At 42.2% G+C, this 22,761-nt stretch carries 21 protein-coding genes; 6 read left to right on the forward strand and 15 right to left on the reverse strand.

The window, feature by feature from the left end; all coding sequences use genetic code 11:
- Nucleotides 1-74: 74 nt before the first annotated feature.
- The 9 genes from OCV52_RS21265 to OCV52_RS21305 form a co-directional block, all read right to left on the reverse strand.
- A complete protein-coding gene (locus OCV52_RS21265) occupies nt 75-878 on the reverse strand; it encodes a DUF1365 domain-containing protein (RefSeq protein ID WP_137408295.1) in 804 nt (267 codons plus the stop codon).
- Entirely contained in the window at nt 875-2,146 is a 1,272-nt protein-coding gene (locus OCV52_RS21270; protein ID WP_137408296.1) for an NAD(P)/FAD-dependent oxidoreductase, read from the reverse strand. The genes OCV52_RS21265 and OCV52_RS21270 overlap by 4 nt, the downstream gene beginning before the upstream one ends.
- A gap of 2 nt (nt 2,147-2,148) precedes the next feature.
- Complete coding sequence (locus OCV52_RS21275; protein ID WP_137408297.1) at nt 2,149-2,880, reverse strand: SDR family NAD(P)-dependent oxidoreductase; 732 nt, start codon at nt 2,878-2,880, stop codon at nt 2,149-2,151.
- Complete coding sequence (locus OCV52_RS21280; protein ID WP_137408298.1) at nt 2,880-3,311, reverse strand: nuclear transport factor 2 family protein; 432 nt, start codon at nt 3,309-3,311, stop codon at nt 2,880-2,882. The genes OCV52_RS21275 and OCV52_RS21280 overlap by 1 nt, the downstream gene beginning before the upstream one ends.
- Nucleotides 3,312-3,325: 14 nt before the next feature.
- The gene (gene phrB / locus OCV52_RS21285) at nt 3,326-4,741 is read right to left on the reverse strand and encodes a deoxyribodipyrimidine photo-lyase (RefSeq protein WP_137408299.1); all 1,416 of its coding nucleotides are present in this window, start codon (nt 4,739-4,741) and stop codon (nt 3,326-3,328) included.
- A complete protein-coding gene (locus OCV52_RS21290; RefSeq protein WP_137408300.1) occupies nt 4,738-5,685 on the reverse strand; it encodes a YbgA family protein in 948 nt (315 codons plus the stop codon). Before OCV52_RS21290 ends, phrB begins: the two co-directional genes overlap by 4 nt.
- A 125-nt stretch (nt 5,686-5,810) precedes the next feature.
- Nucleotides 5,811-6,491, reverse strand: a complete 681-nt coding sequence (locus OCV52_RS21295) for a ChrR family anti-sigma-E factor (RefSeq protein WP_137408301.1) — start codon at nt 6,489-6,491, stop codon at nt 5,811-5,813.
- A complete protein-coding gene (locus tag OCV52_RS21300; protein WP_004736997.1) occupies nt 6,484-7,131 on the reverse strand; it encodes a sigma-70 family RNA polymerase sigma factor in 648 nt (215 codons plus the stop codon). The genes OCV52_RS21295 and OCV52_RS21300 overlap by 8 nt, the downstream gene beginning before the upstream one ends.
- A 109-nt stretch (nt 7,132-7,240) precedes the next feature.
- A complete protein-coding gene (locus OCV52_RS21305) occupies nt 7,241-7,861 on the reverse strand; it encodes an LON peptidase substrate-binding domain-containing protein (protein WP_137408302.1) in 621 nt (206 codons plus the stop codon).
- A 287-nt stretch (nt 7,862-8,148) separates the two neighbouring features.
- Between OCV52_RS21305 and OCV52_RS21310 the strand changes: the two genes are divergently transcribed.
- Nucleotides 8,149-8,535 carry a tautomerase family protein gene (locus OCV52_RS21310; protein ID WP_004736999.1) on the forward strand — a complete coding sequence of 129 codons (387 nt, stop codon included), beginning with the start codon at nt 8,149-8,151 and terminating at the stop codon, nt 8,533-8,535.
- 120 nt (nt 8,536-8,655) lie between these two features.
- On the opposite strand, the gene OCV52_RS21315 is transcribed toward OCV52_RS21310, so the two are convergent.
- Nucleotides 8,656-9,468, reverse strand: coding sequence for a DUF4344 domain-containing metallopeptidase (locus tag OCV52_RS21315; protein WP_137408303.1), 813 nt, complete (start codon nt 9,466-9,468; stop codon nt 8,656-8,658).
- 187 nt (nt 9,469-9,655) lie between these two features.
- Here OCV52_RS21315 and OCV52_RS21320 point away from each other — a divergent pair, with 187 nt between their 5' ends.
- Both OCV52_RS21320 and gltS read left to right on the forward strand, forming a co-directional pair.
- Nucleotides 9,656-10,012, forward strand: coding sequence for a YibL family ribosome-associated protein (locus tag OCV52_RS21320; protein ID WP_004737001.1), 357 nt, complete (start codon nt 9,656-9,658; stop codon nt 10,010-10,012).
- A 315-nt stretch (nt 10,013-10,327) separates the two neighbouring features.
- The gene (gltS, locus tag OCV52_RS21325; protein ID WP_102426651.1) at nt 10,328-11,554 is read left to right on the forward strand and encodes a sodium/glutamate symporter; all 1,227 of its coding nucleotides are present in this window, start codon (nt 10,328-10,330) and stop codon (nt 11,552-11,554) included.
- A gap of 567 nt (nt 11,555-12,121) precedes the next feature.
- On the opposite strand, the gene OCV52_RS21330 is transcribed toward gltS, so the two are convergent.
- The 4 genes from OCV52_RS21330 to OCV52_RS21345 form a co-directional block, all read right to left on the reverse strand.
- The gene (locus tag OCV52_RS21330) at nt 12,122-13,036 is read right to left on the reverse strand and encodes a patatin-like phospholipase family protein (RefSeq protein WP_137408304.1); all 915 of its coding nucleotides are present in this window, start codon (nt 13,034-13,036) and stop codon (nt 12,122-12,124) included.
- A gap of 339 nt (nt 13,037-13,375) precedes the next feature.
- Nucleotides 13,376-14,509: a cyclopropane fatty acyl phospholipid synthase gene (gene cfa, locus OCV52_RS21335; RefSeq protein ID WP_004737004.1), complete on the reverse strand. Its 1,134-nt coding sequence runs from the start codon at nt 14,507-14,509 to the stop codon at nt 13,376-13,378.
- Between the two features lie 424 nt (nt 14,510-14,933).
- Complete coding sequence (locus OCV52_RS21340) at nt 14,934-15,590, reverse strand: nitroreductase family protein (protein ID WP_004737005.1); 657 nt, start codon at nt 15,588-15,590, stop codon at nt 14,934-14,936.
- 324 nt (nt 15,591-15,914) lie between these two features.
- Nucleotides 15,915-16,781 (reverse strand): glycerol kinase, encoded by an 867-nt coding sequence (locus OCV52_RS21345; RefSeq protein WP_105023984.1) that lies wholly within the window; start codon nt 16,779-16,781, stop codon nt 15,915-15,917.
- Nucleotides 16,782-17,342: 561 nt separating this feature from the next.
- Here OCV52_RS21345 and OCV52_RS21350 point away from each other — a divergent pair.
- From OCV52_RS21350 to OCV52_RS21360, 3 genes are all read left to right on the forward strand, one after another.
- Nucleotides 17,343-19,235 (forward strand): PTS mannitol transporter subunit IICBA, encoded by a 1,893-nt coding sequence (locus tag OCV52_RS21350; RefSeq protein WP_004737007.1) that lies wholly within the window; start codon nt 17,343-17,345, stop codon nt 19,233-19,235.
- Nucleotides 19,236-19,418: 183 nt separating this feature from the next.
- Entirely contained in the window at nt 19,419-20,567 is a 1,149-nt protein-coding gene (locus tag OCV52_RS21355; RefSeq protein ID WP_137408305.1) for a mannitol-1-phosphate 5-dehydrogenase, read from the forward strand.
- A 50-nt stretch (nt 20,568-20,617) separates the two neighbouring features.
- Nucleotides 20,618-21,154: an MltR family transcriptional regulator gene (locus OCV52_RS21360; protein ID WP_206383574.1), complete on the forward strand. Its 537-nt coding sequence runs from the start codon at nt 20,618-20,620 to the stop codon at nt 21,152-21,154.
- A 287-nt stretch (nt 21,155-21,441) separates the two neighbouring features.
- Here the strand turns inward: OCV52_RS21360 and nagB are convergent, their stop codons facing one another.
- Nucleotides 21,442-22,242: a glucosamine-6-phosphate deaminase gene (gene nagB, locus OCV52_RS21365; protein ID WP_004737010.1), complete on the reverse strand. Its 801-nt coding sequence runs from the start codon at nt 22,240-22,242 to the stop codon at nt 21,442-21,444.
- Between the last annotated feature and the right edge of the window lie 519 nt (nt 22,243-22,761).

The following is a 22,761-nucleotide window of genomic DNA, read 5'->3' on the forward strand; positions in this document are numbered from 1 at the left end:
TTTTATCAACTAAGTTGGGTGCCGTTCGTTGATTTGAGCACACTCACAACATAATCGAGTATTGGTTCTGGCGCTTAAGGTGTCGAGTCCGGATGCGCCACAAACGGTACTTTTTTCAGGAATAACTTGAGAGCCTGATAATAAATCCCCATCACGACTTTCACCGTCATTGCCGGGATTTTAACAACCGTTCGTCTAATGTTTGTTTTCGTTACTGACTGCTTAGTCAAAGCTAGTGTCGCATCGAATATTCGTTCGCTTCTGCGGCTTTCGATGTGGACAAGCGTTCGTTTCGCTGGTGGCTTAATCTTCCAAAAATAGGTCATGTTTAAATCCATGAACGGCGAAACGTGAAAATCTTTTTTAACTTTTAGCTCTTGGCGCATGTCGATCAGATAATAGTGTCTCTCTCGCCAAGGTGTGTTGCTAACCTCGGCCAACATATATCGACACTCGTCTGCTTCGTTGTAACAGAAAAAGCAGTTGATTGGACTAAAGTAAATACCTAAACATCGGCATTGAGCCAGCATTGTCACACGGTTTACATCAGACCAATCTCCACCAAGCTGTTGTACTTTGGTTGCTATACGTTGTTTTAGAGATTTAGGTTCATCGCTAATTGCCTTTTCTTCTTTTTCAGCAAGATAATCCGATTCGACAAAGCGAATCGGGTTGTACCAGCGAGTCCCAAACAGCACACTTCTCGCAGTGGTCTTAGGCAGCTCATCGATATCTAGCCCCATCATGTAGAGCTGGTAGCTGAACTCATGGGGGATATCACCAAAGCGGCGATGTCTGACGTTTCCCCAATAGATACCGCTGACTTCACTCTGTTCAGATGCTATTTCTGTGTTGGATGCTAGGGCCTCGGTGTTCATTTTGCTGCGCTCGTGCTGAGATCCAGACCGAAGCGCTTGGTCACATCCAATGCGCTATGCACACCATCTTCGTGGAACCCGTTGTACCAATACGCACCTGCGAAATGCGTATTCTGTTTACCGCAAATTCGGTCACGCTGTTGCTGTGCATTAACCGTGTTGGAGTTCAATACTGGGTGGTGATACACAAAGCTTCGGATGATCTTTTCTGGAGCAATGGCTTCACTCTGGTTTAAGGTCACGCAGAAGGTATCTTTGCTCTCTATTCCCTGCAGAATATTCATGTTGTAAGTGACACAAGCTGGTCGCTTGCTATTACCATCCAGCATGTAGTTCCAACTTGCCCACGCCAGCTTTCTGTCTGGTAGCAAGCTGGTATCGGTATGAAGAACTACTTCGTTGCGGCTGTATGGAATCTCGCCCAGTACTCGCTGCTCATGTTCGGTCGCGTCACCAAGTAGGCGTAAGGCTTGGTCTGAGTGACAAGCGAATATCACTTCATCGAAGTCTTGTGTGCCGCCATCTTCAAACTCAATGGTAATGCCAGCCTCTTGGCGGGTGACTTGTTTGATTAATGTGTTCAACGCGACCGGTTTGTTTAAACGCGAAAGGATGATCTCAACATAAGAGCGAGACCCTTTAGGGATCACATACCACTGCGGGCGGTTGGCAATGTCTAGCAGGCCGTGGTTGTAGAAGAACTGAATGAAGAATTTGAGTTCGAACTCTTCCATCTCTTCAAGACTTGTTGACCAAATAGCCGCACCCATTGGAAGAATGTAGTGTTGGCTAAAGAAGTCAGAAAATTGGTTGTCGCGTAGGAAACTGCCAAGGGTAACGTCAGGGGTGAAGCGGTTACTTTCAAATTGAGCCTTACACAACTTGTTGAATTTCAGAATGTCAGATATTAATGACCAGAACTGCGGTTTGAAGATGTTGCTCCTCTGCGCAAATAGCGAGTTGATGCTGTGACCATTGTATTCAAACTGAGTGGTTGTGTTGTGAACGCTGAAACTCATCTCGGTGGGTTGCCTTTCGACACCCAACTGTTCGAGTAGTTGATTGAAGTTTGGGTAGGTTCGATCGTTGAACACGATGAAGCCAGTATCAATCGAGAACGCCGAGCCTTGATGTTCAATATCAACGGTGGCGGTGTGCCCACCAACGTAATCATTTTTTTCGAATACTGTTACGTCGTGGTGTTTATCTAATATGTGCGCGCAAGTAAGTCCAGAAATACCTGAACCAATAATGGCGATTTTCATCATTGTTATACCATCCTTGAAGCGAGTTTTTGCCAAACTGAAGTTGGAAGCATTCTTAATAGCTTCATCAACATGATGAATCGTCGAGGGAAATCGATCTCGCTCTTTCCTTGAGCAATTCCGTTAACGATTCGCTGGGTTGCAGCCTCACTACTTATAATCATAGGCATAGAGAACGTGTTTCGCTCGGTTAAAGGCGTTTCCACAAAGCCAGGATGCACAATTGAGACATGAATATTGTGCTTGGCAAGATCAACCGAAAGCGTTTTTCCTAAGTAAGTGAGTGCAGCCTTGGAAGCGCCATAAGCCTCGGCTCGTGGCAGAGGCAAAAAGCTAGCGCTAGAGCTAACTAAAACCAAGCGTCCGCCGGGTTTGATGTTTTTCAACCAAGACTTTAGAGCGTAACCAATGGAGATTAAGTTAATGTTGATGACACGCTCAAAAAGCTCTGCATCAAAGTTGACTGGATCATCGATGTATTCACAGTCACCCGCATTGAGTATCAGCAGGTCGAGAGGTTTGTCTTGGTCAAGCTCTGGGAAATTGTGGTAATCCGTCAAATCAAAGCACAGTGGTGTGATCGACGACTCCGCGATGTCTGTCTCGTGTGAATCGACTAGGGCTTGTAATTTATCTTGGCTACGACCACAAGCAATGACTTGATGTCCTTGCTGGGCATAATCAATAGCGAGTGATTGGCCGATACCAGAGGTCGCGCCTGTGATCATAATACGCATTATCGGCTCGCTCTTTTCTTGATGGATTTGATGGCGCAGCCTAATACCGGAACATGTTCATACAACATAGAGCCGACATCGAGATAGTCTCTATGGTAAATCACTTGATCATCGAGCATTTTAAGATGGCTGTGGCCTTGCACCTCAATAGGCTTCTGCCCATTAAGTTGCTTGTGTACAAAGTGCATTGTCCAATATACCGATGCTTCTCCGTTAACTTCAAACGTGTGCTCGATGTGAAAGTCACAGCTAGTCACTTGGGTGTAAATGTTGTCGAAGTAGTGAGTTAGCGCTGCAATGCCGCTGACATGATGTAGCGGGTCTTGGAATTCGATATTAGGGTGATAAACCGTCTTTAGCACGTCGAAATTGTCCGTTCCGAGCTCTCGATACATGTTGAGAAAGTTATCAAGCCATAGAGAGTTATCCATAATATTCACTCTAATTATTTGAAAAAGGCTAAGGCTCTCAATCGTGCTTCTTTATGTTCAACGATGGGTTGCCAGTATTCACTGTTTATTCCGTTTTTTGCTATGTAATCATGTGGGAAATGCACATGCTTATCCGGAATATTTTTCAGTTCTGGTATGTACTTACGGATAAAAATTCCCTTCGGATCAAACTTTTCACTCTGGGTGATTGGATTGAAGATTCGAAAGTAAGGTTGTGCATCACAGCCGGTACTTGAAGCCCACTGCCAGCCGCCATTGTTGGCACTAAAATCACCGTCAATTAGGTGATCCATAAAGAAGCGCTCACCCCAACGCCAGTCAATCAACAAATGTTTAGTTAGAAAGCTAGCGACTACCATTCTTAACCTGTTGTGCATCCAGCCGGTGTCAAGCAGTTGGCGCATGGCCGCATCAACTAGAGGGTAGCCTGTTTTCCCTTCACACCAAGCTTTAAAGTTAGGGTGGTCTTGATACCAGTCTAAGCCATTGTATTTCTGTTGAAAGTTAGCGCCTTTAACCAGTTTAGGATGATGGAACATCAAATGCTTATAAAAATCGCGCCAAATGAGTTCATTAAGCCAAGAGAAGGCAGGCAATTGGGTATCAAACAGTAGATCCGGTTGTTGTTGGATTAACTGAATGGCTAACCATCTTGGGCTTACCGCGCCAATCGCTAAGTAAGGCGATAAACCTGAGGTGCCTTTTATCGACGGGATGTCTCTTAGGTGAGCGTAGTCGTTGACCTTGTTGGCTAGGAAGTTAGGAATCACATTGCCAAGTACGTCTTGGCTTAGTGGCCAACGGCTTGAGTCAACATGTGGAAAGTCGAAATCATAGTCACTGGCAAGCTGGAGCGTTTGCAGGTTGTCAGGCAACTCAGTCTTAGCATTGTTATTAGAAGCGAGTGCCGCAGGGCTGCACTGAATCCCTTTAGCTTGAACTTCTTTTAACCAGGCATTTTTAAATGGCGTGAAAACCTTGAACATCTCACCTTGCTGGTTAAGCACACTGCCTAGAGGGAGCATCACATCACAGTCACTGGTCTTAAGGTTTATGCCGCTCGATATCAGTTGTTGGTCACGAGCCTGTTCATCGGCCTCTGGCTCTGAATTGGCGAAAACAACCTGAGAACCGAGTTGTTGGTACAGCTCAGTCAATTGCTTGGCTTGATCATCAAAATCGGTCGCTTTAAGGTGCAGCAGGGTTATCCCCAAGTCGGCAAGTTCAGCTTCCAGTTGCTTTAAATGGCGGAAGATAAAGTCTGCTTTAATAGGAGCAAGGTGATGCTGATACCACTGTTGTGGTGTCGAAATAAAAACGGCGATAGACACGCCGTTTTCGATTGCTGAGACAAGAGCTGGGTTATCGTGAATTCGCAGGTCTCGTCTTATCCATAGAATGTCGCTCAATATCCGTATCTCAGTTTTAGTTCTTGCGGATGAGGGTTTAGGTAAACCTGTGATTGCAGGTATTCGTTTGGATACTCCATCAAGTAGTGGTTGATCAGTGTCAGTGGCACTAATAGCGGGATCACGCCCTCTCTGAAAGATGCAATTTGGTTGGATAATTCTTGTTTGTGAGCACTGCTGAGTTGCTTCTTAAAGTAACCTTGCAAGTGCTGAAGCGTGTTGGCGTGCGTACCACGGTTTGCATGGTGTGATAACGCTGTCATTAATCCTTCAATGTACTGGTCTGCAAGCTCATTGATATCTAAGTCATTACTTGCTAATAGCTTGCCAAGACTCTTATAGCTTTCAACGTGATGACACATCACTAAGTACTTGTGCGCGCTGTGGAACCGGATAAGCTTGTGTTTTGTTACGCCCTCGTCAACTAGGTCTAGCCATTTCTGATACGTAAACACACGTGTCATGAAGTTCTCACGCAAAATAGGATCGTTAAGTCGGCCGTTTTCTTCAACTGGGAGTAGAGGATTAGCGTCCATGATTTGTTGTGTGAACATGCCAATACCTGTGGACTCAGATCCACGTCCATGGTGATGATAAACTTTCACACGCTCCATACCGCAAGTTGGGCTCTTCTGGCAAACAATGAAGCCCGCTATATGCTGGTTGTTCTTTGAGTAACTTTGTCCGAACTCGATCAGTTCTTGAGTTACGTCACCTGACCCGTCTGGGCGGGAAACGTGAATGATATCGTCTAACATCCGTGTCTGACGAATAGTTGGGCGCGGCGTTGGCAATCCAACTGCCATTTCAGGGCACACTGGCTCAAGCTCAACGTAATCTGCAAGATCTTCAGTACAGAAGCGAGAACGTTTGTGGCCAGTATCGAACCTAACTTTATGACCGGCGACACATGCACTAATGCCTATTTTTATTTTTTTATCCATTGGTCAATTCCTTACGTTCATTGCTCATTTTATTTCTTATTATGTGGGATGTTGCTTATCCCACATTAATTTAGTCTGTTTTTGACGTTGTTTCCTAGCCGACTTTAAAAGTTCTGTGATGTAACTTAATAAATGTATTTACCTAGTGGGTTGAACAGCTGGCTCACCCCTTTGGTGAAGTACAAGGCGTCGCTTGATACTGTCAGGCACACACACCCTTCTTTCGTTGCTGGCTGATGGGTATGTTTTCCATCTAACCAAATGAAATCGCCTTTGTTGTAGACACCCATCTCGTCTTCAAAACTGCCTTCTAACAAAAGCGTAATCTCAAAGCCTTTATGTGTATGGCAAGGCACTTGACCGTCTTTATCGATGTGTAACAAGCTAGTGTGGTGCGCGTCATCTTCAAAATCGAGTCGTGCTCGAGATATCTTCCCAAGGTTCATCCAGTCCTTTCTCGCGATTGAACTCAACGCACGTGGAATAGTGAATGTGGTATCAGCCACAGTCACTTGTTCAGCTTTCGATTCCACCTCGATTGATTGCGACAAATCGGCGGTGATCTGATCAATAACGTCAAAATCGAAATCTATGTCGTCTGTAAGGAAGCTGTCCATCTCCTTACTTGTTGCTGTTTGCTGATCATCAAATACGCTGTCAGCTGCATTAGCAGTTAGCTGTTTCACTTTTGCCTGGCAATGTTCACAAAGCTCGACATGGCTGGACACAATTAGAAAAACTGAGTCAGCAAGAGTGCCGTCAACAAAGTTTTTCAATATTGCATCATTTGGGTGATGTTTAATCATGGCTTTGTTCCCCCATGTGAACCTTAAGTTTGGCTAGAGCTAGTCTTAAACGGGATTTCACGGTTCCAAGCGGGACGCCGAGTTGCTGAGCGAGTTGCTCTTGTGACAGCTCTTGGAAGTAAACGCCTTTCACTATGGTTTTCTGAGCTAAAGGGAGCTTCTCGATTTGCGTCATGACATGTCGGCTCATTAGATGATCGCCAAAAGGTAAATCTTCGTTTTGAGTCTCAGCCACCATAGCATCTAATGGCCAGATGTCGTCAGCTATTGTTTGCTCTGCTTTTGCTTTTACTTTGCGTAGCATATCGAATGCTGCGTTTCGCATTACTGTGTACACCCAAGTAGTCGCTGCACCTTTATCTTCATTGTAGAGGTGTGCTTTCTTCCAAACGTTGGTCATAGTGTCTTGGACCAGTTCGTTTGCGGCTGCTTCACCACCGAGTTTGCTGATTCCAAAACGTTTTATTTTCGGTGCAAAAAACTTGAACAAACAGGTGAATGCCTGTTTGTCCCGGTTTTCTCCCACCGAAATTAACCAGCTTGAGAGCTCTGTAGGTACTTTGTTTTCACTCGGTAATTTGTTGTCGGGAATGATGACATGCTCCTTACCCTTCCCTTTACTTCTGCTTTCCACTTGCATAGTCAGTAACCATCATGCGAATTTGAGTGGCACTACGTGCGCAGCATCAGTAGGGATCACTTTTGTTTAAATTAATTTTTTCTATACAAAATTATAGTGAAAAAAGCGTTCACTGCCCCGTAATGATTTGATTCAAAAAAGGAACTAGTGAAGGAAAACTCGCAGGTTCTGTAAATTCTGATTTCTTTTCTAACGGGATTGGCATCATCTCGAGCAATCGCGCACAAATCCACTGCGGGCTTTCAAAATCTGGGGTTGGGTAGAGTGTTCTGATTGAGTCGTGGTCACGGAACAACTGCACGAGAAATGCAGTGAAGACATTGGGCACATCATAATCTAGCGCTGGCCAATGGGGTAGATCACGAAATTGGCTTTTGATTAGGCCATCACTTTGGCGATATGAGGAGTGCAACTGCACCAAGGTTTGCCCTTCTACGTCGATCTCTAACAACTGATCATCCGACATGTTGAAGTCGACAATCGTTACCTTGGTTCCCCACGTACTAAGATGTTCGGACTTTGTGTTGTCTTGCGTCGCGATAATAAAACCTTCTCCTTTGGCAGCATTCGCCACCATGGTGAGGTATTTTTGTTCGAAGATTCTTAGCCTTTGTCTCCCTCCTGGCAAAAGAAAGATGGGGAGGGGGAACACAGCAAGCTCTAGAGAAGACTCTACGGGTTTGTCTGGTTTGGCTTCTGTCCGCGTGATCTTCCCAGTTGAATTGGGCACATAGCACTCCTTAGTTCAAAGATGATTTAGGAGGGTATACGGACTGTTTGAGAGGTTCGATCAATCTAGGTCAGAAGGTGGTTGTTTATTAATCAAAGTTGTTTGGCAAACCAGCTGCAATAGAAGGATATGTTTTTTGTTGCACATGTTCATAAATTCATCGTTCGTCTCTTCTTTAGTCAATGTCATTAGGTAGTATATGGATAAATAGTAAGCGAGCAGAAAGGGTGGATGGCTGCTTCTTTCTAACTTTCTTCTTTACTTAACATCACATCGAAGGACTGGTCATGATTGTTATTTATGGTATCAAAGAGTGCTTAAACCCGATTAAGCTAGAGCTATCTAATGTTTTGCAGCAGTGCTTAAATAGTGAGATGGGGTTGCCAGATGACAAGCGTGCACATCGTTTTGTGCCATTGGAACGAGATGACTTCTTTTACCCAGAAGGGCGAACGCAGGCCTATACCGTTATCGAGATTAATATGATGGAAGGACGCGCTGTTAACACCAAAAAGCGCTTAATTAAGAAGATCTTTTCTGAGATTGAAAAGCAGCTCTCTATCTCTCCGATCGATATTGAAATCACCATCAAAGAGCAGCCTTCACATTGTTGGGGTTTCCGAGGGATGACTGGCGATGAAGCACAAGATCTGAAGTACAAAGTGAACGTCTAGGTTTTGTCTGACGTCTCATTTTGCGTTCTCCAAACAACATTCAGCGGCTTTAAAAGCACGAAGCCGCTGTTGGAGGTAGCAGTTGAATGGGGAAACTTCTGAACTGTGATAGTGAAGCTCTTAACTATCGTCGCTCTCTTTTAAATATCGATGCCAATTGGCGTTGATGACATCAAAATGCTCTACGCAAAACTCCTTTCTGTCTTTCAGATAGTCGTTTTCTACTTCATCAAGTAAGTTTTTGTAGGCCTCGGGGTCGCTGCCATAGACCAAACATAGGGTTGAGAAGTAGCGCTGTAGGTCGAAGCCGTGCTCACCAATGTATTCACCCAAATCGTAATACTCTGGGCGGTCATCTGATTCGAAGGCGAACATATCAGCTGCGCTTATCGCTGCATCCGTGCCGTGTTCGACATAGTTGATAAGTAAGATGGTCGCTAAATCATCAACCGCGTCTTCTTCTTTACCTAGAATGGCTATTTGCTGATCTTCAACATAGGCATGGCCAGCCTCATGAATCAGCGTATGGAGCAAGGTATCGATGGCGCCAGTTTGCGCGGATTTCCGATAATCTTTTTCGTATTGGTTCTTTTCAAAATAGTTGAGTGATTCGGCGTAGAAGCTGTAAGGAATCAGTACATGATGAGTTTGCGGGTCGTAGAGCGGACCCTCATCGCCACCATATTGAATGACCAAAGGCTGTTTGAACAGGAACAACTGATTCGATAGGTCTACCATGGTGTCATTAACGCCACTCTGCTCAATCTCTTGCTTAAGCTGTCTCTCTGTTTCGTCTTGAGGCGCTGAATACTCAATAATCAGATTGTTGTCGTGCATGCTTTCATTAGAGGCTTCGCTGGATGCATAACTTGTGGCAAATACAGAGCCAAGGACTAGGCTGTAGGTCAATACTCTTTGTTTCGGTGATGTCATTACGCTTCCTTGTGGTTGATATCTGATCGGCGGATTAGTGGCATTTTTTTATCGATGAGCTGATAGACAGTTTAGGCTGTTTTTTATTCCAAAGGCTATTTATCAGATAAATTTCGGTTCAGGTAAACCCTTGTGCTATACTCCGCGCCCCAATCCGAATTGGCTTGCTTAATCTTAGGAAATTATTATGAGTGCTAAAAACGAACTTCAACAAATTAACAACCGTTTAGACAAGTGTCGCCATAAGTTAGCGGCTGCTAAAGCTCGTAATGATCGTCCTGTTGTTCGTCAATTTGAAGACGAAATCAAAAAGCTAACAAAGAAGATTGCACAGCTTAAGCACAAGCAAAGCTACGATGTGAATCAAGAACGTAAGTCGTTGCTTGATATGCCATTTAGCCGCGAGATTACTAAAGCTGAGCAAGCGGATATGGGTAAACTGAAAAAGTCTGTAAAAGGATTAGTCGTTGTTCACCCAATGACGAAGATTGGTAAAGAGCTTCGTCTTGAAGTTATGACGGGTTATGCTCCTAAGAAATTCTAATTACCAGCGATGGTAATAAAAGAGGAGCTAGCGATAGCTCCTTTTTGCTTTTTTAGGTATTCAGAAAGGGTTAAATCGACGATAGCATCGGCGACAAGATAAACAGATAGGTGTTGATTTGGGTCATAGAATCTCTCATCGCCTACTAAAGTTAACGTGTTACTAACATGACACTTAGCTGACACGCTAATGTGTTCGGTTTCTAATCCAACAATTTCTCATCAATTTGCACAAATATAGGCAGAGCAACACAAATACTTACAGATAAAACTAGACTCATTAAGGAAGATGAAAATGTAAAACAATAGAGGTTATATGAATCAATTAATTTCAATAGGGCCACTAGAATCTTTCTTAATCGCGATCAGCGTTTTGTTTCTAGGTCATTTTGTAAACGCAAAGCTACCGATTCTCAAAAAGTACAATATCCCAGAGCCCATAGTGGGCGGCTTAATTGTTGCTTTTGCGATTACAGGCCTGCATTTTAACGGCGTTGATCTAGAATTCTCCCTACCTTTACAGAACACATTCATGTTGATGTTCTTTGCGACTGTAGGTCTTGCTGCTAACTACACACAGTTAATGAAAGGCGGTGCGAAGGTATTCTTGTTCTTGGGCGTCGCTTCGGTATATATCATCATCCAAAATGGTGTGGGTGTGACGTTAGCTACCGCGCTTGGTCTTGAGCCGCTAATGGGCTTGATTGCAGGTTCTATTACGCTATCTGGTGGTCACGGTACAGGTGCAGCTTGGTCGCAAACCTTTGCTGATACTTATGGCATTGCCAACACGCTAGAAATCGCGATGGCTTCGGCAACCTTTGGTTTGATCGTTGGCGGTATCATCGGTAGCCCGGTGGCACAAAAGCTGATCGACAAAAACAACCTTGAATCAGAGTACGGCACAGGTACACAAACGCACGAGCGTTTCCCTGAGCTGGTGACGTATAACGAGTATGAAGAAGACAAAGTGACAGCCAAGAAGGTGATTGAAGTATTGTTCATTCTCCTTATCTGTATCACAGGTGCGCAATACCTAGAGCAATGGGTGGCGACTTTTGAAATTTCTTGGTTGACGATTCCTGACTTTGTTTACGCTCTGTTTATCGGTGTATTCATCACTAACGTGTTTGAAGTGACTAGGCTGCATAAAACCGATAGCGAAACCGTTGATATTCTGGGTACTGTGTCACTGTCTCTATTCTTGGCGATGGCGTTAATGAGCCTGAAACTGTGGAACATCTTTGACCTTGCGATCCCATTCTTGGTGATCTTGAGTGTTCAAGCAGTGGTACTTGGTCTGTTCTCTTACTTTGTGACGTTTAAAGTGATGGGTTCAAACTACGACGCAGCGGTTATGTCGGGTGGTCACTGTGGTTTCGGCCTAGGCGCAACACCTACAGCGGTAATGAACATGGGCTCTTTGGTGAACCGATTCGGTCCATCACCACAGGCGTTCATGGTGGTGCCAATCGTCGGCGCATTCTTCATTGATATCGTTAACCTGATTATCCTGCAAGGTTACATCTCGTTTATCGGTTAATGTGAACACTTCGCTTAACGCACAGAAAAGCCAGTCTATTGACTGGCTTTTTTTGTTTTGTAAGGCATGTTCTCTTATTTTTTAACTTCCCAAGCTTAGTCTAGAAGCTGCGTAGCAATATTGGCCAATCAGCATGTAAAATAAACATCAGAGAAATATTCTCTAAATAGCAGGTAAACAAGAGAGTATCTTTTCAGGAAAATCCGCTAGGACAACATGGAGTCTGGTAGGATTAAAATTATCTAATACTTTGCAAAATCTATGTAACTGTCCATATAATTTTCACACGATCTAAAATCTTGTTAACAAATACATCATTTTCCGACTCAACAGAACTCGTGGTTAGTTTTTAAGATCTGAAGGTAGAAGGTAAGTGATTTTTAAAAATAAGGCACTAAAGTCTCTCATAAAATGCATCGCATCTAGGTCGTAGCAGGCTCTCAATTTTAGATTAAATCTCGTAGCAAATAAGCTGATATCTGGTAATCTATAAGCATCTGTAATTTATGTATACTTTAACACTCTAACAAAATCAGAAGGTTATCAGGAACTAAATGGAAAACTTGATTATTTTAAGTGGTTATAATACTGTAAAAAGTACTTCCCTAGTTTTCGTCCATGTTCATAGTCAGAATGTAAAGATAATAAATCACTGCCTACTAAACTAGCATTTAATTTCTTACTTGGGTGAATTTCATATATAACAGCATCACCTGGTGGATCATTAATAAATTTTTCATTTCTTTCATAGTTTCTTTCATGAATTAGTAACATGTCGATTAATGCAGCTACTTTTGTTTTTGAAAGACACTTTTTAGCAACTTTAAGCCATTGGTGAGATGAGTAGGTCCCCTTAGGGTTAGTGCGAATCACAACAAGATTCTTAAAACCTCGATTATAAGCTTCTTCAACCGGGATCGGTTCGCTTAAACCACCATCGACCCAATACTTTTGATTAAAATAAACTGGGTGACGATTCAGTAGTGGTATTGAGCAAGAAGCTTTTAGACTATCTTCCCAAGAGCCTAGACTTAGATCGAAGAATTCAGCCTTATCCTCGTAAAGGCAAGAAGCGCAGGCAAGAACTTTCTTGTATTTCATATTCTTTTTACCTGTATCCCAATCAAGTTTCAAATTGCTTTTTGTCTCCTCGATCAACCAATCTAGATTCATTGCTCCTTTATTTGAAAATAGGTTGTAATAGTTAAAAAAATGTTTTTTTGTGGTAACTTCAGTAATTACACGATATGCGTGTTGTCGTTGGTTGCAAATATAAGATGCTAAATTTAAAGATCCTGCAGATGCTCCAATTAAAAGAGAAAATGGATTAAAATTATTCTCCATAAAAACGTCTAGTACTCCTGCTGTAAAAATCCCTTTTTGACCTCCCCCTTCAGTAATAAGTGCTAAGCTTGATAAATCATTCACTTTATGAAAAGGCTCAATACTGCTTCTGCAGATGGAAACGTTGACTCCTGACATATTTCACCATTTATCTTAACTAAAGATTTAATTTTCAACTTCTATAGGTGATAACTAGGTATGATAACCATATATAAAAATTTATTAGTTGAATTTTTATAATGCACCTGCCGGATTACTTATAAGTATTTCCACATTGTAACCCGGAGATTTTGTTAATTATTTTTAATTTTTTAATCTAGAATCCTAAAATAACCTTTAAATTTTACCTATTCATTTATTTTCTCTTTAGATTTTAAATGCAAAGAGACATTCAATGTGGTATGAAAAAATTCACCGAATCTGAATAAGGAAATTTTGATTAATATAAAATATTAGATATAAGTAAGGTATATTTTATCAACTAGAACGAGCTGTTGTAGGTAATGCTCTGCCATTTTTAGTTAGAGATATTTGTATCAAATTCAAATCACGATTCCTAAATGCACCAGCGCAGCTAAGTAAATAGTATCGCCACATCCTATAAAACATATCGCTATATTTATCTGATATTCTATGCCAATTTTTCTCAAAGTTTTCACACCAAGATAATAGTGTTTTATCATAATCCGGACCAAAATTATGGATATCTTCAATATTCATCTTTCCTTCTAAAGCAAGGCTTAATTGAGATATAGATGGGATAACTCCATTTGGGAATATATATTTATTAATCCATGGATCTGTTTTATTTACTGATATTGGACTACTTATGGTATGTAATAAAAATAAACCGTCATCTTTCATCAGTTCACATACACATTTAAAAAACTCATCATAGTTTTCAGGCCCGACGTGCTCTATCATACCAATTGAAACAACTTTGTCGTATTTATCATCCACTTCATATTCACGATAATCTTGCAAAATTATATTTACGTCTAATCCTTTTTCATTTGCAATTTTTTTTCCTAATTTCATTTGCTCTTGAGATAATGTTAAGCCATCGCAGATTACACCATAATTTTCTGCAGCATAGTTTATAAAACTTGCCCATCCACAGCCAATATCAAGTAATCTTTCACCTGGCTTTAAGTCTAATTTCCGACATATTAGATCCATTTTTTTTTCTTGAGCTTGGTCTAGGTTTTCAGCTCCATCCCAGTATGCACAAGTGTAAGTTAAACGCTTGTCTAGCATATTTTCATAAAGATCATTACCAATATCATAATGAAAAGGGACATCTTTTTTAACACGATTTATAGATTGCATGTTAAGTATATTTTTCATGCCGATATTTGCTGATATTTTTAGTATGTCTTTTTTTGATAGATGGCGTTCAATATCATATTTCAATAATTTACTAACTAGTATATCAATTCTATTGCAATCCCAAAGGTTATTCATATAACCTTCGCCAAAAGCAATCTTCCCTTTTTTTAAAAGGTCTTCATATATCTTATCATTATTTATTTTTATATCCCATTCATTGCTTCCATTGATTTCGATTCCAGCATCTTTAAGAATTTTATTTATTATTTCTTTGCTTGACATATTAGACCTTTATTGATAAGGATAGTTATTTGTTAGATTAAATATTAAATTATTTATATTTCTAACTAATATCAATATAGGGACAATTAAAGTCATTATTACGACAAGATAATGGTTTGCATGATTTTTTCTCCTTATATTATGTGGCTTTGATACTAAATTGATGGCACCAAATCCAAAGTATACTCTCTGATCTGCTACATTGAGGTCATTGATAGTTTCAAATGCGCAAGTTGGCTAGGGTGATTATTTAAAGTTTCTAAGTAATGCTGATGGAGGGATAATTTTGTTATGGAGTAGTGAACAGAGGCTATGATTTCAGGTTCGGTCTTCTTGCTCACATGAATAGAGCAAAATTTTTAGTAATGTTATTAGGCCAGACGAAAGTCTGGCCAAATAAGCAGTGCAATTTATTTGTTAGTTTTTAAAGCGTAGTCACGATTTGATCAAGAGCTAGACGCGCTTTTGGTTTACCATGGTTGTAGTCTTCGCCGTCTTTGTGGTAACCGATAGCCAGTGCTACATCAACAACGTGACCTTCTAGCTCATCAGCAAACTCTTCGCTGATCATTGCCGCGTCTACACCTTCCATTGGAGTTGAAGCGATACCAAGGCGAGCAAGCGTGTGCAGTGTGTTACCCAGTGCAATGTACACTTGAGACTTAGTCCAGTTACCGTTGAAACCTGTTTCGTCGGTGTTCATTTCTGCGAATGCGTAAGCACCTAAGAACTGTTCATACATTTCAGCAGGTAGGTGACCAGAGCTTACTTCCGTATCTGCGCGTTTCGCGAATTTCTCTTTAGTGTACTTAGGATCGTGAGCGAACAGGATTGTGTGTGACGCTTCTTTCGCATGTGGTTGGTTAAACTGGAACATGTTCTCGAAAGTGTTGTGGAAACGTTGTTTTGCCTCGTCGCTCTCAATGATGATGAATTTCCAAGGCTGAGAGTTGATAGAAGAAGCTGACAGACGAAGTGCTTCTTTGATTACTTCCATGTCTTCCGCAGAGATGCGTTTTTCTGCATCGTATTTTTTAGTTGTGTAACGAGTGTTTAGATCAGTAATGATTGGATGAGTCATGTTGAATCCTAATATCTATCAATAATAAATGTTGTAGGGTGTTATGTTCGGTAACGTCAACAATAAACGGATAACGCATTTGGGCTTTGTCTCTAATATCATCGGTCTTTAATAGAACGGGTTTCTAAGAAACAAGCGCTGAAATGGTCATCGAACATGCCCCAATAAATCGAGTATCTGCGGTAGCTCAAGTCGATGGAGGTAAGATAATAGAAGATTAGCTTGGGAAAAATAGCGAACATATCAAATCACTATGGTAAATAATGTCCATAATGATTCGATAAGTGTGATTTTAATAGGTTTGAATTGTCTAGATTCAGTCGTTTAGTACGCCTTGATGCCATACTGGCGCAACAATGGTGGAAGGACGCTGTCTAGGTTTGGGATATCTTCCGGTGTGATTTCGATTAAGCCAAAACCATGCTCATCATAGATTTTTCTCGTCGCTTCACGTTTTTCCTCGGCGATTGGCGCAGAGTCGGTTCCCCAAAATTGGATGTAGACTTTGCCACTTGGAAGATAAAAGTCACTGATCACTTCTTTTGCTATTGGCAGTGGACGCTCGTACGCATGTACCACACCCGCCATATATAGCCAGTTGTCGATGATTAGCTCTCCTTTTGAACGCACATAGTGCCCATCCAAGGTTCTATGCTTGGCCTCGAATTTTTGGCGGAAGCTAGAGAATGACACATCCGTTGAGTGGCTTTCTGCATCGTGCCCTAGGAATTCAACAACTGATTGCTTCAAACGTTTATTGCGGACTAATGAATCGTGCCATACCACGAATAGGTTTTGTGTGCCTTTATCTTCTCTTTGTTCACCACCAGCCCTTAAACCTGTCGAGGTGACGTGCCAACCGTTTTCTTCTCTTGTTATCCAACCAAGTTCATTGAGCAAGAGGTTAATTTTCTTTGCGCTGAGCTTGAAAGCACTCCCAAGTTGAGTTGCGGTTAGTGTTTGCCCTGAGAAGGTGTCCAAATCGATAAGTAGCTTCTCTGGCCAGACAATGAAGACACCAAACTTTTTGTGTTCTACATACTCCCCACCAAAGCTTTCCCCTCGTTCGGTCAGCACCCATCGATCCTGTGAACGTACGATATATCCGGCCGTTTTTAGGTCACTGAATAGAGTTTTAGCTTCTATATCTCTCTGCTTAGCGAGAGCTGATGTGGAGATCTTGTCTGACATAGTCTTCTCTTAACTCGTTATTGGGCTACTGGATAACGTTGGGGCAGGCGTTACTAGAATAACACATCTATTTTAAGCAATTTCGTTCCTTCATTGTTCATGTATTTTGAGGTTTAGGGGCTGGGAAAATCAGAATTTTGAAAATAGGCATTAATCTGATTTTTTGTAATTAAACTACAAAACAACAAGCTGAATTCATCTAGGTGCATATAAAATACACTTGGAATGGCGTTCTTTCATACATGTTTTATAGTTTTTAAGGTGTATCTTTTATTAAGTGTGATCTGGATCGCTAATTATTTTTAGTGGCTGAATTTACAAGTGTGATACGGATCTCATGTAAATGAGATTTATTATCGTTAATTTTGCTTTGTAATTTTAATTCATGGCGTTTTTGTGATCTAAATCGTTCCCAGTAACCCCCAAGTGTTTTTTGTGTGTGATTTCTATCACGAAAATTGGCTTGAGGTGCATTTTGGAAATGTTGTGATACATTTCAATCAACTTTTGAGCACACATTTTCGGTCATTTGACCAACCAATACACTACGGGGTTCTACCTATGTTATCACCAGAAGCGAAGATCAAGGTTCAAAACTTTGGTCGTTTCTTATCCAATATGGTAATGCCAAACATCGGCGCATTTATTGCGTGGGGTTTCATTACAGCACTATTCATCCCAACAGGTTGGTGGCCTAACGAAACGTTAGCATCAATGGTTGGTCCTATGATCACTTACTTGCTGCCATTATTGATTGGTTACACTGGTGGTAAGATGGTTGGTGGTGACCGCGGCGCGGTAGTAGGTGCCATCACAACAATGGGTGTTATCGTTGGTACTGACATCCCGATGTTCATGGGTGCAATGATTGTGGGCCCACTAGGCGGTATCGCAATCAAGAAATTCGATGAAGCTGTTCACGGTAAAGTGAAGAGTGGTTTCGAAATGCTAGTGAACAACTTCTCTGCTGGTATCATCGGCATGATCTGCGCGATCATCGCGTTCATCGTGATTGGTCCTGCTGTGAAAGTTCTGTCTTCTGGTTTAGCGGCTGGCGTTAACGTGATGGTTGAAGCGGGTGCACTACCTCTTGCTTCTATCTTTGTAGAACCGGCGAAAATCCTATTCCTAAACAACGCAATCAACCATGGTATTTTCTCTCCACTAGGTATTCAGCAGTCTGAAGAGATCGGCCGTTCTATCTTCTTCCTAATTGAAGCGAACCCAGGTCCTGGTCTAGGTCTACTACTTGCTTACATGGTATTTGGTAAAGGCAGCGCGAAGCAATCTGCTGCGGGTGCATCTATCATCCACTTCCTAGGTGGTATCCACGAAATTTACTTCCCATACGTTCTAATGAACCCACGTCTAATCCTTGCGGTAATCGCAGGTGGTATGGCTGGTGTATTCACTAACGTAATGTTCAGCTCTGGCCTAATCTCTCCAGCGTCTCCTGGTTCTATCTTCGCGATTCTGTTGATGACACCAAAAGGCTCTTACATCGGCGTGATTCTATCGGTTATCGCAGCAACGGCAGTATCGTTTGTTGTAGCGTCAATCCTTCTTAAAACATCAGCGCAAGATGATGAGGAAGATTCACTAGAGAAAGCATCAGCACAAATGAAAGACATGAAAGCGTCTTCTAAAGGTGCAGCAACGGGTGCAGACATCAACCTAGCTGACGTGAAAGCAGTATACGTAGCGTGTGATGCGGGTATGGGTTCAAGTGCAATGGGTGCAAGTCTACTGCGTAAGAAAGTAGATGCAGCGGACCTAAATATCACGGTAACTAACTACGCAATCAACAACTTACCAGCTGATTCACAAATTGTTATTACGCATAAAGATTTAACAGACCGTGCACGTAAAACCATTCCTGGTGCAATGCACATGTCTCTGAACAACTTCTTAGATGGCGCAGTATACGACAACCTAGTAGCAGAACTTGTTGAAGCACAAAGTGGTGAAGCGAAAGTAGAAGCACCGGCTCCTGCAGCAGCACCAGCTCAAGAAGGCAACAAGCTTGCACTGACTAATGACAGCATCTTCCTTGGCCTTAAAGCGACTCAGAAAGAAGACGCAATCAAGTTTGCTGGCGACCAATTAGTGAAACTTGGCAACGTATCTCCAGAGTACGTAGATGGCATGTTTGCTCGTGAAGAGCTTGTATCTACTTACCTAGGCGAGTCTATCGCAGTACCACACGGCACAATCGAAGCGAAGCAATACGTACAAACAACCGGCATCGTATTCTGTCAGTATCCTGAAGGTATTCAGTGGGGTGAAGATGAAGATGATATCGCGAAGATGGTTATCGGTATTGCCGCTCAAGGCGATGAGCACAACATGGTGCTGATGGCTATTACCAATTCACTTGATGATGAAGACGCTGTGGAATGCCTACAGAACACAACAAACCCTGCTGATGTTCTACGTATTCTTAGCGGAAACTAAAAAGCTCTAGTCAAGCTCCTAAGTGAAGGAGGCCGGTATCCCCCTACTGGCCTCATTTTCGGTCTAAATCTGTCTTAACAAGATTCAGTCTGAATAGCTTACTGCTTAATGTCTCTAGTTAATCATCAGGCATGTTGTTGAGCAGTTAGCTATCTAGATTCAAATATTTATAAGGTCAAAATTATGAAAGCGTTACATTTTGGTGCAGGTAATATCGGTCGTGGTTTCATTGGTAAACTTCTTTCTGACGCTGGTATGAAGGTTACTTTTGCTGACGTAAATGAAACGGTTGTTAATGCGTTAATTGAACGCCAAGAATACCCAGTGAAGATTGTTGGTGAAGAGTGCGTTGTTGAAACCGTTAAGAACGTGACAGCAGTAAACTCAGCAACAAGCGCTGTGGTAGATTGCATTGCTGAGTCTGACATTGTGACGACAGCCGTTGGCCCAACGGTTCTTAAGATTATTTCTAAGTCTATTGCTCAAGGTATCGAGAAGCGCGCAGCGGCAAACAATACTGCGCCAATGAACATCATCGCAGCAGAGAACATGGTTCGTGGTACTAGCCAACTAAAAGCGGCGGTTTTAGAGCATCTTTCTGATGACATGAAAGCGTTCACTGAAGAATATATTGGCTTTGTTGATTCAGCGGTTGACCGTATCGTGCCGCCAGCTGAAGCAGGTGAAACTGACCCTCTAGCAGTAACGGTTGAAACGTTCAGCGAGTGGATCGTAGACCAAACACAATTTAAAGGTGAGATTCCAAACATCCCAGGTATGGAATGCACTGACAACCTTATGGCTTTCGTTGAGCGTAAACTATTCACGCTAAATACAGGCCACTTGGTAACGGCATACCTTGGCGTGCTTGCAGGCCACGAAACAATCAAAGACGCGATTGAAGACCAAGCAATTTACGCTGAAGTAAAAGCGACGATGGAAGAGAGTGGTGAGGTGCTTATCAAGCGTTACGGCTTTGATCCAGAGGCACATGCAGCATACATCTTAAAAATTCTAGGCCGCTTTGCGAACCCATTTCTACGTGACGAAGTTGACCGCGTTGGCCGTCAACCAATCCGTAAACTGAGCCCACAAGACCGTCTAGTCAAGCCACTGAACGGTACGCTAGAATACGGCCTACCAAATGCACACCTTGTAAAAGCGATTGCCGCGGCTTTCCACTACAAGAATGAAGATGACCCTCAAGCGGTTGAACTTCAGGCAATGTTCGCAGAAAAAGGTTTTGCTGAGACATTAGCGCACTATTCTGAGCTGAATATCGACTCAGAAGTTGTTAAACTAGCGGAACAAGCTTACCTAGCATTGAAATGATAAATCATCAAAGTGCCACACCTGTGGCACTTTCTTATTGCCGAGCCGTTATGCCAATACATCCTAGTCATGAAACAGAATTACTCGAGGCCTTATCTGAAGCTGAGAGTGCTAGCGCCTGCTTGATGGCGGCTTATGATGCATTGGATGATACGGTGGATGCGGTTTTAAAAAACATCTTCAAGAAAGACGACACGGCGATTAAATTCGTTGTCGAACCTCTACTCAACAGCGGTGGGCCTTTAGGCGAGATAATGGTTCGTGGTAAATTGCTCTTGGGTCTGGGTGTTATCAGTAAAGAGCTTTATGACGATTTAGAGGTTTTCGTAACCTTGAAAGAGTGGGCAAAATTACAAGGTGACGACACCAGTTTTACCGAAGTTGATGTTATCTTTGAGCTCAATAAGGTACATGCGATTCAGCGTATTATGCCTATCGAATATGATGCGGAGATGGTCGAAACCATGTCCGGCCCGATGCTTCAAATGCTCTTAGGGCGACACCATCAGAAAGTGAAGTCGACCATTGTTTTGGCTATCACTGACATCATCAACACCTTATGTCGTGATAACGCCTTGAGTTCTTAGATTTCGTTATTGAACGTTTTCATTACGACACAACAACTCACTACCACTTGTTTTACCCATCCTAGAATAAATATTGATTGCTGTTTCTCTCATTGAGGAATCGCTTTTTTGTATTCACTCCATCCTTAATTTCTTCTGACCTAAGCAAGATCTGTATCGGAGATGACTCTCTCGCCTAGCATCCTATCTGATTGTTCAAACTCGTCGGTAGTTCAGCATATCGACGGCAAATTTCAGGTACAAAAAAAGCCACATAACGTGGCTTTTTGTTTCAACAAAACCTGAAATTATAGGTCTTGGATGTTTTCTGCTTCTAGCTCTTGGAAGTAGCGTAGAGTCTTAACTTTTAGCTCTTGTTGAGCAGGCTCATCAGCAACGATGATAGCTTTACGGTGCATTTGTAGTGCTGTAACAGTCCACATGTGGTTTACAGACCCTTCGATAGCAACTTGTAGAGCTTGTGCTTTGTTGTGCCCCATAGTCAGGATCATTACTTCTTCAGCGTCTAGTAGAGTCGCAACACCGATAGTTAGTGCGTATTTTGGCACTTGGTTGATGTCGTTGTCGAAGAAGCGAGAGTTCGCGATGCGAGTCTCTTCTGTTAGCGTCTTGATACGAGTACGAGAAGCTAGAGAAGAACCTGGTTCGTTGAATGCGATGTGACCGTCGATGCCGATACCGCCCATGAACAGGTTGATTTTGCCGTAAGAACGGATTTTTTCTTCGTAAGCTGCGCAGTGAGCGTCGATGTCTTCTGCTTGGCCGTCTAGTAGGTTGATGTTCTCTTCTTGAATATCAACGTGGTTGAAGAAGTTTGTGTACATGAAAGTACGGTAAGACTCAGGGTGGTTCGGATCGATACCTACGTACTCATCCATGTTGAATGTAACAACGTTTTTAAAGCTAACTTCACCCGCATTGTATAGTGCGATTAGCTCTTTGTAAGTCGTAAGTGGTGTGCCACCAGTTGGTAGACCAAGAACGAATGGACGATCAGCTGTTGGGTTGAATGCTTTGATCGCTTCAACGATGTGACGTGCTGCCCATTTACCTACTTGTGCCGCGTTGTTTAAAGGAATAAGTCTCATTTTTGTAGCCCCTAAGATAAGTAATTTATAGTGTGCTGAAACATTAATTCGCATTATAAAATAAGTGATCTGTTTCTGCCATTGTTTTAGGTCAAGTTTTTACTTGTTTCGTCGTATCTGTGACTCGAACTCGCAAAATTGCACACTTATTGTATGGATATTTGGTGGCGTTAAACAAGATTAATACGCTTGTCATATACCGCAATCTTGATTTAATTCAGCGCCTGAAAGGGTTCACCGATTTTGAAGTAGGAGTGAGCTAGAGGAGTATAGTAGAGGCGAGCAGAAAAGCATGACCCCGGGAGATAGGGCAGCATGCAACAAAGCCGCAGTAATAGCCGCTTTTGGAAAGGACTGTTAACTTTGCATTTGCAAGATTGAATACTGAGAGATAGCTATTGTGTGCTATCGCGATGAATTTTCTATAAATCTTGGTAAAACTTAATTGGTTAGCTAAAATTACTAATCACGAGGTGAAGTCGTGTTTGAAGGCAAAAAAAGCCCAAAGTGATGAGGTAT

The organism is Vibrio chagasii (assembly GCF_024347355.1).
Classification (GTDB): domain Bacteria; phylum Pseudomonadota; class Gammaproteobacteria; order Enterobacterales; family Vibrionaceae; genus Vibrio; species Vibrio chagasii.